The following is a 14302-nucleotide window of genomic DNA, read 5'->3' on the forward strand; positions in this document are numbered from 1 at the left end:
GGCACTAGGGCTACAACAGGAATCCAAGTGAACCACGATACGGTTAAAAACGATTATTTTTGGATGGCAAAAGCCATTCAGCTTGCCCAACAAGGGCGCTTTACCACCTCTCCGAACCCTCGCGTTGGCTGTGTAATTGTTGACGAAAACAATCAATTGCTCGGTCAGGGATATCACATTCAAGCTGGTACACCCCATGCCGAAGTGCATGCATTAAGACAAGCATCTAACGCACGTCCGCAGGGCGCAAAGGGCGCGACGGCATACGTTACACTTGAACCTTGTAGTCATTTTGGGCGCACACCGCCTTGCGCTGTTGCCTTGGTAGAAGCAAAGGTAGCGCGTGTTGTTATTGCTATGACCGACCCGAATCCAAACGTATGCGGTAACGGTATTAGCATTCTGCAAGAAGCAGGCATCGAGGTGGTGAGCGAAGTGATGGCTGCTGAGGCCGCAGCGCTAAACCCCGGGTTTATTAAACGCATGCTTACTGGTAAGCCCTTTGTTCGCGTGAAATTAGGCATTAGCCTAGATGGAAAAATAGCCCTTCAAAATGGGGTGAGTCAGTGGATTACTGGTGCAGAAGCAAGGCGGGATGTACAGCAGTATCGTGCACAAAGTTGCGTGGTGCTCACAGGCTCAGGTACGGTGAAAGCCGATAACCCTAGTTTGTTGGTTAGAGAACAAGAAGCACAGTTCACTAATTATCCTCTGGAACACATTCGTCAGCCAGCCCGTGTTGTTGTCGATGGCAAAAGCGCGCTTAGTCGAGGCTACGCATTGTTTAATGACGGCAACCTAACCTTAACTGCTACTTCGCAAGCCCACCCAGATACGGCAACACAGCACTACCTTTCGGTAGATGAAAAAGACGGTAAACTCAATTTACATTCGCTAATGTCAGCACTAGGCGATAAGCAATATAATGAAGTGTGGGTGGAAGCAGGCCCAGGCCTTGCCGGTGCATTATTGCAAGAAGGGCTGGTGGATGAACTTATTTGCTACCAAGCGCCTAAGCTTTTAGGTGATAAGGGAGTCAGTATGGTTAATTTACCCGCATTCACGTCGCTAAATGAATGTATTTCGCTTTCGCTTATTGAAAATCGTCAAGTGGGTAACGATATTAAGCTTATCTTCCGTCCTGATGTTAGCAACACCCGTGGTTAACGCGATTAAAGAGGAACTTTATGTTTACTGGAATTATTCAAGCGCTAGGTACAATTAAGAAGCTTGATAACCGTGGCAACGATATTCGACTTACCGTTTCATCGCCTACGCTTGATATGTCTGATGTCGCACTCGGCGACAGTATTGCGACCAATGGTGTTTGCTTAACAGTTACTGATATGGGCCCCGATTATTATTGTGCAGATGTGTCGGCAGAGACCATCAAATTAACGGGGTTTGCACATTACAGCGCAGGCTCTACGGTGAATCTTGAGAAAGCGATGCGTCCAAGCGACCGTTTAGGTGGTCATATCGTTTCCGGTCACGTTGATGGTGTAGGCGAGGTTACACAAATCATTAAGCACTCAGACTACGTAGAGTTCTGGGTAAAAGCGCCAGAAGCCTTGGCTAAATATATTGCGCATAAAGGTAGTATCACCGTTGATGGTATCAGCTTAACTGTTAACGAAGTTAATGGCGCAGAATTTATGCTTTGGATCATTCCTCATACGTTGCAAGAAACCATTATGGGAAGCTATAAAGTGGGCACAGCGGTAAACCTAGAGGTTGATGTTATTGCGCGCTATTTAGAGCGATTGATGTTGGGCGACAAAGCCGCCGAGCCAAAAAGCAAAGGCATTGACATGGCATTTCTTGCCGAGAACGGATTTTTAAGAAAATAACCCTACAAGAAGCACACAACATGGCATTTAACACTACACAAGAAATTATTGAAGACATTCGCCAAGGTAAAATGGTTATCTTGATGGATGACGAAGACAGGGAAAATGAAGGCGATTTGATAATGGCGGCTGAGCATGTGACGCCAGAAGCCATTAACTTTATGGTTACCCACGCTCGCGGTTTGGTGTGTTTACCGATGACCCAAGAGCGCTGTCGCACCTTGAATCTTCCGCTTATGGTGGATAAAAACGAAGCACAGTTCTCTACTAACTTCACTGTGTCTATTGAAGCGGCAACCGGCGTGACCACAGGTATCTCAGCGGCGGATCGCGCCACTACAATCAAAGCTGCTGTAGCGAAAGACGCGAAAGCGACAGACATTGTGCAGCCCGGGCATATTTTTCCGCTAATTGCTAAAGACGGTGGCGTGTTAAACCGCGCAGGTCACACTGAAGCTGGTGTAGATTTACCGCGTTTGGCAGGGTTAGAACCTGCTGGGGTTATTGTAGAAATCCTCAATGAAGACGGCACTATGGCCCGCCGCCCTGAGCTAGAAAAGTTTGCGGCAAAACATAACCTTAAAATCGGCACTATTGCTGATTTAATTGAATATCGCAATCTCAACGAAACCACCATTCAGAAAGTTGCTCAATGCAGCATGCCAACCGAGTATGGTGAATTCGAGCTGCACACGTTTAAGGACAGCATCGACAATCAGCTTCATTTCGCCCTTAAAAAAGGCGAGATTAAAGAAGACGAGCCGACACTTGTGCGTGTGCACCTTCACAATACCTTTAGTGATCTTCTTGGCTCTACCCGCGGTATTCATCGCTCTATGACGCTAGCAGATGGCATGCGCAAAATTTCAGAAGAGGGTGGCGTATTGGTGCTGTTAGGTAAAGAAGAGCATATAGAAAGTCAGGTACGCCGCTTTGCCGCAGAAGACCGAGGCGAGCGCCCAGCTGGCGCTGACTGGCAGGGGTCATCGCGCACTATTGGTGTAGGCAGTCAAATTCTAGCATCAATGGGCGTACACAAAATGCGTCTTCTTAGTAAGCCAATTAAATATCACGCACTTTCAGGTTACGGCCTTGAAGTCGTAGAGTACGTGCACGACTAGTACTTAGCAGTAGGGCGTAACTAAAGTGGAGAGGGTTTGCGACGAGCACTCCCTTCCCACAGTGAGTCAGGCTAACGTACCCATTTACGAATAGTTGAAGTTAAAGAAACAATCGATTTAGTTTGGGCGCAGTTGTGGTATACTTCGCGCCGTTTTTTCTCGAGGAATGAATCCATGCAGGTAATTGAAGGTAATATCAGAGCAACCGGTAAGAAGTTTGCTATCGTTGTATCACGCTTTAATAGCTTTGTTGTTGAAAGCTTACTAGAAGGTGCATTAGACACACTAGAGCGTCACGGTGAAGTGAGTGATGACGATATCACGTTAGTACGTGTACCTGGTGCTTACGAGTTACCTGTAGTAGCTAAGAAATTAGCTGAGAAAAAGTCATTTGACGCCATCATCGCACTAGGTGCGGTTATTCGTGGTGGTACACCACACTTTGATTTTGTAGCAGGCGAGTGTAACAAAGGTCTTGCGCAAGTCTCTCTTGAATACGGTGTCCCTGTATCATTTGGCGTTATTACAACAGATTCAATTGAACAAGCAATCGAACGTTCAGGAACCAAAGCGGGCAACAAAGGTGCGGAAGCTGCACTTGGCGCGTTGGAAATGGTTAACGTAATCGATGCTGTTGAAAAGCTTTAAGGTAAACATTAAGTGAAAGTTTCAGCTCGTCGTAAAGCCCGTGAACTCGCCCTGCAAGGCGTGTATTCATGGCAAATGAGTCACAACGATATTCAGCAGGTTGAACTGGCGCTAGCAACCAGTAACGACATGCAAAAGGTAGATATGGCTTATTTTCAAGCCTTGCTTCGCGGTGTTGCACACAACGCAAGTAACCTTGATGCAACCATTAAACCTTACCTTGGCCGTTTGCCTGAAGAGTTAGACGCTATTGAAAAAGCAATCTTGCGCATTGCGACGCTGGAACTGACCGAGCGCATTGACGTACCTTACCGCGTAATTATTAATGAGGCGATTGAGCTAGCTAAAGCATTTGGTGCTGAAGAAAGTCACAAGTTCATTAATGGTGCACTGGATAAAGCAGTGCGCACATTGCGCAAAGACGAGCGCGACTAACCTTACCGTGGCGGCATGGATTGCCGCTAAAAGGGTTTAAAAAATTACCGTGAAAGAATTTGATCTTATCGGCCGTTACTTTTCAAATAGTGGCCACAAACGCAAAGACGTTGTTATTGGTATTGGTGATGACTGTGCTGTAACAACGGTTCCTGAAAACCAACAACTTGCCGTTACCACAGATACCCTGGTTGCAGGTGTACATTTCTTAAAAGGCGCACCAGCTAAGTCTGTGGCATATAAAACAGTTGCCGTTAACTTAAGCGACCTTGCCGCGATGGGCGCAGAGCCTGCGTGGATTAGCTTATCTCTATCGCTACCGGAAGTAGACGAAGCTTGGCTAGATGACTTTGTTTCGGGACTTTACGAGCTTACTCAGTACTATTCTGTGCAGCTTATCGGTGGTGATACGGTTAAAGGCCCTATGGCATTTACTATTACTGCTCAAGGCTTCATACCGCCTGGTTCTGAGTTAACGCGCAGCGGTGCTAAGCCGGGTGACTGGCTTTATGTCACCGGAACGCTTGGTGACGCAGGTGCCGGTTTAGATATTTTGCAAAATAAGCTGAGTGTAAACGGTGAAGCGAAAGATGTGTTGGTCAACCGTCATTATTTCCCAACCCCTCGTGTTGCGGTGGGCACAGCTATCCGACGTATTGCAACGTCGTGTATTGATATCTCTGATGGATTGCTTTCAGATTTGGGGCACATCTTAAAAGCGTCTAATTGCGGTGCAAATGTTCATGTAGATCGTTTACCGTTATCGCGTGCGCTAACAAGTGCAGTTACACCAGAACAAGCTATCGAATACGCGTTGTCGGCCGGTGATGACTATGAACTTATTTTTACCGTAAGTGAAGAGCAGCGCGGAAGCTTAGAAACCTCATTGGCAAGCACAAATGTGAAGGCCACATGTATCGGACAATTAACCGGTCATAACGGCACGCTTTCATTACTTAAGGACAATGAAAAGTTCACTCCCATTAACCTGTCTGGTTACGAGCACGCCTTTTAAGCAACCACATACTCTACAAAACCAATAAAAAGGAAGAAGCATGCAGGCTGAATATCGCGCAAGAGTGAGTATGAAAAATCCCGTTCATTTTCTTGCGCTAGGTTTTGGGAGTGGACTTATTCCTTTCATGCCGGGAACCTTTGGCTCACTTGCTGCGTTGCCCCTACTTATTGCGTGTAGCCAGATTTCCCTAATTTCCTTTATCGCGCTTACGCTGATATTCTCAGTTGTAGGCATTTACCTGTGTGGCAAGACTGCTGACGATATGCAGGTTCACGATCACGGCTCTATTGTGTGGGATGAAATAGCGGGCATGTTTGTGACCTTTCTTTTTGTACCTATTTCAGCGTCCTCTTTACTTGTAGGCTTTGTTCTATTTAGGCTTTTCGATATCTTGAAGCCTTGGCCAATAGGTATTATCGATAAGCGTTTACACGGGGGGACAGGCATTATGCTTGATGATCTAATCGCGGGCGCTATGGCGTGTGGCTGTCTACATTTGCTAATGGCATTCTGGCCTGCCGCATTGGCTTTGTTTTAATTCATTACGAATACTCGCCGCTATCTTGGTAGACTTACCTCAAAGGAAAGCCAGTTGACGGTGAGCAAACTATTTACGAAAAAGCCCGCAAAATAGCGGGCTTTTTAATATTTTAGTGGTAGCTTTTAAGCTTAATTAATTAGCGCTTAAACTACCAGCTGCAGCAATAATGCCTTCAGCATCCAAACCGTGCTCTTTGTACATTTCCTGCTGAGTGCCTTGCAATATAAAGCTATCAGGCAGTCCTAACATCTTCACCGCTTTTAATACGCCATTTTGCTGCAAGTGTTCTAGTACGGCACTACCAGCACCACCCATAATACAACCGTCTTCCAGCGTGATAAGCGCGCTGTGTTCACTGGCTGCTTTTAATACTGCGTCGCCGTCTAACGGCTTAATGAAACGCATGTCGATAACGGTGGCGTCAATCGCTTCTGCAGCTTCAAGCGCGTAGGGCAGTAGGCAGCCAAAGTTTAGAATGGCGATACTTTCAGACTTGCCTTTTGATGATTCACGAACCGTACGAGATTTACCAATCTCAAGTTCTGTCATAGCTTCCTCAGGCGTGACACCCATGCCAGCACCACGAGGGTAACGAACAGCGGCCGGTTTTTGTAGCTTGTGACCCGTATAGAGCATTTGGCGACATTCATTTTCATCTGAAGGAGCCATTACCACCATATTGGGAATACAGCGAAGGAAAGCGATATCAAACGCTCCTTGGTGAGTAGGACCATCTGCGCCAACAATACCGGCTCTATCGATAGCAAACAATACGGGGAGGTCTTGAATCGCCACGTCGTGAATGAGCTGGTCGTAGGCGCGCTGCAGGAACGACGAATAAATAGCAACAACCGCATTCATACCGTCTTTGGCAAGGCCTGCACCAAACGTCACCGCGTGCTGTTCGGCAATCGCAACATCGAAATACTGCTCTGGAAAACGCTGAGAAAACTCAACCATGCCTGAGCCTTCGCGCATGGCTGGCGTTACCGCCATTAACTTAGGGTCTTGTGCGGCCATATCACACAGCCATTTCCCAAAGATTGCCGAGTAGGTAGGGGCTGAAGGCTTAGACTTGGGTAAGGCGTTATCTGCCGGGTTGAATTTAGGTACCGCGTGAAACTTGATAGGGTCTTCTTCAGCAACCGCGTAGCCTTTACCTTTCTTGGTGACTACGTGAAGCAGCTGCGGGCCGTCAAACTTGCGCATATTGCGCAGCGTATCGACAACACCATTAACGTCGTGGCCGTCGATAGGGCCAATGTAGTTAAAGCCAAGCTCTTCAAATATCGTGCCCGGAACAACCATGCCTTTAATATGTTCTTCTGCACGGCTGGCAAACTCTTTAATTGGAGGCACGTTGCTTAATAGCTTTTTGCCGCCGTCACGTATAGAGTTGAAAAAGTTACCGGTGAGCAAGCGAGCTAAGTGACTGTTTAACGCACCTACGTTTTCAGAAATAGACATTTCGTTGTCGTTAAGTACAACTACCATGTCTTTCTTGATATCACCGGCGTGATTAAGGGCTTCAAAGGCCATACCAGCGGTCATTGCACCGTCGCCAATTACCGCTACAACCTTTCTGTTTTTGCCTTCTTTTTCGGCAGCCACAGCCATGCCCAGCCCTGCACTAATCGATGTAGACGAATGACCAACTGCAAAGGTGTCGTAATCGCTCTCAGGCGGCCATGGGAAAGGGTGTAGACCATTCTTTTGACGAATGGTGCTCATGCGCTCTGCGCGGCCTGTTAGAATTTTGTGAGGATAGGCTTGATGGCCTACGTCCCATAGCAAGCGGTCAAATGGCGTGTTATACACATAGTGCAGTGCCACTGTTAACTCTACAGTGCCTAAGCCAGAAGCAAAATGCCCGCTGGTTTGGCTTACGCTGTTAAGTAAATATTCACGTAATTCGTCGGCAAGCTCGCGTAATTTGTCTTGGGGCAACTGCCTCAATTTTTCAGGTGTTTGCGCAAGCGCAAGCGTTGGGTAATGTTGGAGATCTAAACTCATGTACTTATTATCTTTTTCAACATGGCGCGTGGCTAATGGTCGCGTTTTACCAAAAGCTCGCTAAACGCAATTAAACTGTCAGTATTGTAGGGTAAACGCGCCAATGCTTGAAGTGCATTATTGTGAAGCATTTCTAATTCTTGTTTAGCGCCTGTAATACCAAGTTTGGCTGGAAAGGTATTTTTCCCTAACGCTTCGTCTGACCCCGCGGGCTTACCTAATTTTTCGCTACTGCCTTCCACATCTAAAATATCGTCTTGAACTTGGAAAGCTAGCCCAATATCCGCGGCATAAGCCATTAAGTCAATTTTAGTTTGAGGCAGTAAGCCTTCACTAACAATGGCGACCATTTCTACGCAGGCTTTTAACAATGCACCGGTTTTCAATCTATGCAGCTGTTTTAGTTCTTCTAGCGAGATGGTTTTGCCGGTGCTGGCTAAATCGATAGCTTGCCCACCGCACATACCTATGTAACCCGCACTTTTTGCAAGTACAGACAGTAACTGGCTACGCTTTGTTTCAGCATACGTGCTTAATGGCGCATCGGCTAACACCGTGAATGCGAGGGCTTGCAGCGCGTCGCCAGCTAAAATAGCGGTAGCCTCATCAAAGGCGATATGGCAGGTTGGCATACCGCGGCGCAAGTCGTCGTCGTCCATGGCGGGTAAATCGTCGTGGACTAACGAGTAGGCATGCACACATTCAATGGCCATACTAATAGCCATTTGGTCTTTTTTGGGCACGTCTAGGGTGTTACCTACTACTTGAACAAGTAGTGGCCGCATCCGTTTACCGCCAGCCAATAAGGCGTGACGCATTGCGTCTTTCAAGCGCGGTGCGTAATCGGGTAATTCGTCAATTAACGTAAGAAGAGATGCATCAGTTTGCTGTTTAACTAGTTGATGCAAAGCAGAAAAATTCATAGATTGCCTGTTAGTTAAAAATGAACGAGTTACGGCTGTTCACTTTCAGGAAGAGTTTGAAGGGTTTCTTCGCCTTGTTCACTGAGTAGTATTTTTACTTTTTGTTCGGCGTTTTCGAGTGATTGCTGGCCTTGGCGAGACAGTGCAATACCGCGCTCAAATTTTTCTAGTGCTTTATTAAGAGGCAGATCACCGCTTTCCATTTCGTTAACGATAGCTTCTAGTTCTGATAAAGTTTCTTCAAAAGACGCTGATGCTTTTTCTGTCGTCATAAAAACACTCAATATAGTGGCCAAAATACGTATACCGCGCACATTAACCGAGGGCTGCACAAGGGTCAAATGGTTTGTCCGTATATCGCCTATATCACTGCGACATAGCTTTTTTTTCACGCAGTTGAGCAAACAGGACAAACAGAAACTGTGCTATATTCGTGTTGAGTAGTTATATTACTTTTAAATGTGAGGTGACAGCGTGTGCCTAACGTGAACACTATGAATGGGCAAACTCATCGTTTTTAAATGTCTTGAAAAATGCGGGGAGTTGTTAACGCGCTTCATAAAAAACAAATAAATGTGATATTTTTCAATAATGTCGTTTTAGTATTTCTATCTCTTGCCGATAGAATTATTGTACATCAACAGCACTGTCTGCGCATAAATGGGGAAGAGTGAGTGGATTTAGCAACCGTCATAGGTATGTTGGGCGCTATTGGTTTCATAGTTATGGCTATGATTCTAGGCGGCAGCTTAGGCATGTTCATCGACGTCCAATCAATATTAATTGTATTTGGTGGGACCTTGTTCGTTGTTTTGTCACAGTTTACTTTAGGTCAGTTCTTCGGTGCAGGTAAGATCGCTGGCAAAGCCTTCATGTTTAAGATTGAGTCGCCGGAAGAGCTGATTGAAAAAATCGTAGAGATGGCAGATGCCGCGCGAAAAGGAGGCTTTCTCGCCTTAGAAGAGGCGGAAATCTCTAATGAGTTTATGCAGAAGGGCGTAGATATGTTGGTTGACGGCCATGATATAGAAGTGGTCAGAGAAACACTTGCTAAAGATATATCCATGACGTCAGAACGACACGATTTCGGCGCATCCTTTTTCAAAGGCATGGGCGATATTGCACCGGCTATGGGTATGATTGGAACCCTGATTGGTTTGGTTGCCATGCTATCAAACATGGATGACCCGAAAGCTATCGGTCCAGCAATGGCGGTAGCACTACTGACTACCTTATATGGCGCTTTTTTCGCCAACGTTATTTGTTTGCCCATAGCGTTTAAATTGGCTGTACGGGCAGGGGAAGAGAAGCTCAATCAAAGTCTTGTTCTTGACGGTATTGTAGGCATCGCTGACGGTCAAAACCCGCGAGTTATTGAGGGTGTACTAAAAAACTATCTTGCCGCAAGTAAGCGTGGAAGCGCAGAGGAAGAGTAATGGCCGAAGAAGAATGCCCAAAATGCCCCCCCGAGGGGCTTCCAGCCTGGATGGGGACCTTCGCAGACTTGATGTCATTGCTAATGTGCTTTTTTGTACTTCTGCTTTCATTCTCAGAAATGGATGTGCTCAAATTTAAGCAAATCGCAGGCTCAATGAAATTTGCATTCGGTGTACAAAACAAAATTGAAGTAAAAGATATTCCAAAGGGTACCAGCGTTATAGCCATGGAGTTTCGCCCAGGTAAACCCGACCCAACACCAATTGAGTCCATTCAGCAGCAAACCACCGAAATGACCCAGCAAATGCTAGAGTTTCAGGCGGGAAACGAAGATTCAGCGGGCGGCAGGCAAAAGCAGCGTGGCGAACAACGCGGCGGTCAGTCTCAACAAACGGCTACTGAGTCATCTTCATCCGCTGAACAAAGCACTGACCAATCTCAAATGGCAGAGTTGATGAAAAAAGTGGCTCAACAATTAGAAAAGCAAATTTTAGACGGGTCGGTTGAGATGGAGTCGCTGGGGCAGCAGCTTACCATTAGAATTAGAGAAAATGGTTCTTTTTCCGCCGGCTCTGCTTTCTTACAGCCGCAGTTTCAGCCAGTATTACGAAAAATTGGTGTGCTGTTAGCAGATGTACCCGGAGAAATTGAGATTTCTGGGCATAGCGATGGTCAGCATATTGCTAACGAATTATACCGCTCAAACTGGGATTTATCATCACAACGTGCAGTAGCGGTGGCTGAAGCTATGCGGACAGCGCCTGGTTTTGATGAAAGCCGTATGTCTGTTGTAGGCAAAGCTGATACTAATCCTATTGTTGAGAATGCCACGACAGCGAGTGATAGAGCCAAGAATCGCCGAGTCGAGATTAATATAAACCAAGGCAAACCAATGATATCCAAACCCATATCAGTGGTAGATGATTAAGCGTCAACTTTTTCTAAACTAAGTACGCACGACCAAAAAACGGTGCCTTCATAATGAGCACCGCTTTTTAGTTTTAAAACTCTAGCTTGTATTTGTTTACAAGTGAAATGCGTCCATCAAACCCTGGCTAACTCTTCTCTGTACTGAGGTTTAGAAATAACAAGCTGAACAGTGCTAATGGTTCTCTCTAAAAAGCCACCTTCGCAATATTTAAGGTAGTAGGTCCACATACGTATAAAGCGCTCGTCATAACCGTCATTCAACAATTCATCTTTAGCCGAGATAAATGCTTCATACCAATGATTGAGCGTTTTCGCATAGTCCACACCAATGTCGTGTAAGTCACGGATCATCATATTTGTGTATTTTTTGAGATGAGCATTTAACTGGTATTGCGATGGTAAAAAACCACCCGGGAAAATGTATTTCTGTATGAAGTCTACGCTGTTTGAATAGCTGTCATAACGCCTATCGTCAATAGTAATTGACTGAAGTAACATTAGGCCATCATCTTTCAGAAGTGACGAGCATTTTTGAAAAAAGTTACCTAAAAACTGCTTACCCACAGCTTCGATCATTTCAATGGAAACCAGTTTATCGAATTTACCTTCAAGTAAACGGTAGTCTTTTTTAAGCAAAGTAATCCTGTTTTCAAGCCCTTCTCGTGCGATCCAGTCTTTTGCCCAGGCGTGCTGCTCTTCTGAAATGGTAGTGGTGGTAACACTGCAACCATAATGTTTCGCAGCAAAAATGGCTAAGCCGCCCCACCCGGTGCCAATCTCTAAAAGATGGTCTTCTTCGGTCAGTTGTAACTTGTCACAAATGGCTTTTAGTTTAAAGTTCTGCGCTTCGTTGAGCGTCGCATTTAGGTCAGGGTATATTGCTGATGAATACATCATTGTTGGGTCGAGAAAGCGAGTATATAGCTTATTGCCCAAATCATAATGCGCTTCAATGTTCTTTTTAGCTTGGTCTTTTGTATTTCGACGGGCAAAATGCTGAACTTTATTGATGGGCATGGTTAGCCACTTAAACTTATTTTCCCACTCATCAAGGGTGGGCAAGTTTCGAGCAAAGATCCTTACTACAGCGGTCACGTCGTCACTGTCCCATAAACCGTCCATATATGCCTCGCCAGCGCCCACACTGCCGCCAAGTAACAACCGTCGATAGGCCTGCACGTCTTTGATATTTACGGTAGCACGTAAATCGCTATTTTCTTCACCAAAACGTGCAATCTCGTCACCGTTTTCTTGAATTATCAGGCGACCAAAGGGGAGTTGGTTTAAACACTTTAGAAAAAGTGTTCTACAAGTTTTATCTACGAAAGAGACCTCTGAGGTGGTCAGTAGTACAGATTCACCGAAAGACATTGTTATTGTTCCTGACTCTTTTCTGGGTGTGTATATAGTGGCGTTCGTTTCAGCAATAGCTTAAGCGCGTGCCAATAAATTCCGGCCACAGTTTTTATTGTCATACTGGGTATACGTTTAAGTGCGGCAGATAGATTCGCATTATCTAAAGTAAATTTAGTCAAATTAATCCCCGCGCTAAATTCTTTGTCTTCTCTTACGCAATCCATCGCTAAAGAAAGTCTAGACGAAGGCTGGGAAATCGACCATTTATAAGTCATATCCATGGGGTTGAAAGGCGAAACGTGAAAAGCCTTCGGCGTATCGGCTTGAGTGTCTAGGTTTACAAGATAGTGATGGCGCTCATTCCATGGAGTATTACTCACTTCAGCAAGCATATGAGTATATTTACCCTCAACGTTGCGAAGGTAGTAAAAATTAACTGGGCTAAAATAAAGGCCCCACATGCGTAATTGGCCCAACATGAAAACGTCACCGTTAAGTGTTTTACCACCGTTTAACTCGGTCATCCTTTCCAAAACCGCTTGTTTCAACGAAATGGACGGGTCGCCCAAATAATCCTCCCGCTTGAATCGAACTCTTGCTTTGCTATGGGCGCTAAAATACGTCAGCGTATCTGATAGCGCGTTAAGTTCGTCGCTTTCGAGCTTTAACCAAAACAGGTAAATATCGTAGTCAAACTTGTGCTGGGTCGGCTTGAAACGTTGATGACATACCTTGCCTTTATATATCGCGCTTTCCATCACAGGGCTTCACCAAAACGCGCACAAACGTCTAGTGCACTGGTAACGCCATCTTCATGAAAGCCGTTGTACCAGTAGGCTCCACAGAAATGTAAGTTATCTACGCCGCAAATCTCACTTCTACGTGACTGCGCTTCAACCATGCTGGCGCTGTACTGTGGGTGAGCATACTGAAAGCTTCGTAAAATACTGTTTTCGTCGATTTCAGGCGTATTATTCAGCGTTACGCAATAAGTATTCTCCGCTTCTAATCGCTGGAGAATATTCATATTGTAGGTCACAGAAGCGGGGCGGGTTTCCTCGCTTGCATCCTCTTTTAAGCTGTAGTTCCAACTTGCCCACGCCAGCTTTCTTTTGGGTAATTGGCCTGTGTCTTTGTGCATTACCACATCATTTTCTGCATAAGGAATATTGCCAAGAATATCTTTGTGCAGTGAAGTAGGGGATTGAATCATTTTTAACGCTTGGTCACTGTGACATGCAAACACTACATGATTGAAAGTCGCAACTGTACCGGATGAATCGGTAACTTCCCACTTGTCATCACGTTTGGCCACAGAAACTACAGCCGTAGATAATCTAATCTTAGACTCAAATGGCGCAATTAGTGGTGGAATGTATTGACTAGAGCCACCTTTAATAGTGAACCACTGTGGTCGGTCGGTAATATTGAGCAGGCCATGGTTATTAAAAAACTGCAGGAAGAAGGTTAACGGAAACTTTCTCGTCTGTTCGAGGCTACTAGACCAAATTGCTGCGCACATAGGCAGTATGTAGTAGCGCGCGAAATCATCGCTTAGCCCTAATTCTTTAATAATATCTTCTAGCGTCAACGAGGACGTGTCACGCTTTTCCGCAACCATAGCTTTACACGCTTTATTAAACGCGAGTATGTCTTTTACTATGCGCCAAAACTTAGGTCGAAAAATATTGCGCCGCTGTGCGAACAAACTATTTAGGTTATTGCCATTATATTCAAGGTTCGCTTTTTTACTCATCACAGAGAAGCTCATCTCTGTTGGCTGGTAGTCGACGTTTAACTGAGTAATAAGCTTAATGAAGTTAGGGTAAGTCCAATCATTAAATACAATAAAGCCGGTATCAATGTGAAGGGTTTCACCATTATCCTTAATTTTTTTAGTAGCAGTATGACCACCTATATAGTCGTTTGCTTCGTAAACTGTGATGTCGTGCTTTCTGTTAAGAAGGTATGCGCAGGTTAATCCTGAAATTCCTGTGCCTATTATGGCAATCTTATTATTCATTGTTGTG

The 14302-nt window shown here is 45.3% G+C and carries 15 protein-coding genes; 9 read left to right on the forward strand and 6 right to left on the reverse strand.

What is annotated here, in order from left to right; all coding sequences use genetic code 11:
* Positions 1 to 27: 27 nt before the first annotated feature.
* The 7 genes from ribD (at position 28) to ACX5KA_RS00370 (ending at position 5610) form a co-directional block, all read left to right on the forward strand.
* The gene (ribD, locus tag ACX5KA_RS00340; protein WP_458730182.1) at positions 28 to 1167 is read left to right on the forward strand and encodes a bifunctional diaminohydroxyphosphoribosylaminopyrimidine deaminase/5-amino-6-(5-phosphoribosylamino)uracil reductase RibD; all 1140 of its coding nucleotides are present in this window, start codon (positions 28 to 30) and stop codon (positions 1165 to 1167) included.
* 20 nt (positions 1168 to 1187) lie between these two features.
* Complete coding sequence (locus ACX5KA_RS00345; RefSeq protein ID WP_014950090.1) at positions 1188 to 1850, forward strand: riboflavin synthase; 663 nt, start codon at positions 1188 to 1190, stop codon at positions 1848 to 1850.
* A 20-nt stretch (positions 1851 to 1870) separates the two neighbouring features.
* The gene (ribBA, locus tag ACX5KA_RS00350; protein ID WP_039217047.1) at positions 1871 to 2971 is read left to right on the forward strand and encodes a bifunctional 3,4-dihydroxy-2-butanone-4-phosphate synthase/GTP cyclohydrolase II; all 1101 of its coding nucleotides are present in this window, start codon (positions 1871 to 1873) and stop codon (positions 2969 to 2971) included.
* 174 nt (positions 2972 to 3145) lie between these two features.
* Positions 3146 to 3619 carry a 6,7-dimethyl-8-ribityllumazine synthase gene (gene ribH / locus ACX5KA_RS00355; protein ID WP_014950088.1) on the forward strand — a complete coding sequence of 158 codons (474 nt, stop codon included), beginning with the start codon at positions 3146 to 3148 and terminating at the stop codon, positions 3617 to 3619.
* A gap of 12 nt (positions 3620 to 3631) precedes the next feature.
* Entirely contained in the window at positions 3632 to 4054 is a 423-nt protein-coding gene (gene nusB / locus ACX5KA_RS00360; RefSeq protein WP_014979773.1) for a transcription antitermination factor NusB, read from the forward strand.
* Between the two features lie 49 nt (positions 4055 to 4103).
* Entirely contained in the window at positions 4104 to 5069 is a 966-nt protein-coding gene (gene thiL / locus ACX5KA_RS00365) for a thiamine-phosphate kinase (RefSeq protein WP_458730183.1), read from the forward strand.
* Between the two features lie 40 nt (positions 5070 to 5109).
* A complete protein-coding gene (locus tag ACX5KA_RS00370; RefSeq protein WP_458730184.1) occupies positions 5110 to 5610 on the forward strand; it encodes a phosphatidylglycerophosphatase A family protein in 501 nt (166 codons plus the stop codon).
* 135 nt (positions 5611 to 5745) lie between these two features.
* Here ACX5KA_RS00370 and dxs read toward each other — a convergent pair whose 3' ends face one another.
* From dxs to xseB, 3 genes are read right to left on the reverse strand one after another with little or no spacing between them, the layout of a single operon-like run.
* On the reverse strand, positions 5746 to 7626 hold the full coding sequence (gene dxs / locus ACX5KA_RS00375) for a 1-deoxy-D-xylulose-5-phosphate synthase (RefSeq protein WP_458730185.1): 1881 nt from the start codon (positions 7624 to 7626) through the stop codon (positions 5746 to 5748).
* Between the two features lie 32 nt (positions 7627 to 7658).
* Positions 7659 to 8549, reverse strand: coding sequence for a farnesyl diphosphate synthase (locus ACX5KA_RS00380; RefSeq protein ID WP_039217059.1), 891 nt, complete (start codon positions 8547 to 8549; stop codon positions 7659 to 7661).
* A gap of 29 nt (positions 8550 to 8578) precedes the next feature.
* Positions 8579 to 8821, reverse strand: a complete 243-nt coding sequence (gene xseB / locus ACX5KA_RS00385; protein WP_039217131.1) for an exodeoxyribonuclease VII small subunit — start codon at positions 8819 to 8821, stop codon at positions 8579 to 8581.
* Between the two features lie 402 nt (positions 8822 to 9223).
* Here xseB and pomA point away from each other — a divergent pair, with 402 nt between their 5' ends.
* Together pomA and ACX5KA_RS00395 are read left to right on the forward strand one after the other, a co-directional pair.
* A complete protein-coding gene (gene pomA / locus ACX5KA_RS00390; RefSeq protein ID WP_039217062.1) occupies positions 9224 to 9985 on the forward strand; it encodes a flagellar motor protein PomA in 762 nt (253 codons plus the stop codon).
* Positions 9985 to 10914, forward strand: coding sequence for a flagellar motor protein MotB (locus tag ACX5KA_RS00395; protein WP_458730186.1), 930 nt, complete (start codon positions 9985 to 9987; stop codon positions 10912 to 10914). The genes pomA and ACX5KA_RS00395 overlap by 1 nt, the downstream gene beginning before the upstream one ends.
* 116 nt (positions 10915 to 11030) lie before the next feature.
* On the opposite strand, the gene ACX5KA_RS00400 is transcribed toward ACX5KA_RS00395, so the two are convergent.
* Genes ACX5KA_RS00400 through ACX5KA_RS00410 form a run of 3 tightly spaced genes read right to left on the reverse strand, consistent with a single transcriptional unit; the run spans position 11031 to position 14295 of the window.
* The gene (locus tag ACX5KA_RS00400; RefSeq protein WP_458730187.1) at positions 11031 to 12287 is read right to left on the reverse strand and encodes a class I SAM-dependent methyltransferase; all 1257 of its coding nucleotides are present in this window, start codon (positions 12285 to 12287) and stop codon (positions 11031 to 11033) included.
* Positions 12288 to 12289: 2 nt separating this feature from the next.
* Entirely contained in the window at positions 12290 to 13033 is a 744-nt protein-coding gene (locus ACX5KA_RS00405; protein WP_458730188.1) for a DUF1365 domain-containing protein, read from the reverse strand.
* Entirely contained in the window at positions 13030 to 14295 is a 1266-nt protein-coding gene (locus ACX5KA_RS00410) for an NAD(P)/FAD-dependent oxidoreductase (RefSeq protein WP_458730189.1), read from the reverse strand. The genes ACX5KA_RS00405 and ACX5KA_RS00410 overlap by 4 nt, the downstream gene beginning before the upstream one ends.
* Positions 14296 to 14302 lie beyond the last annotated feature (7 nt).

Source organism: Alteromonas alvinellae (genome assembly GCF_902705805.1).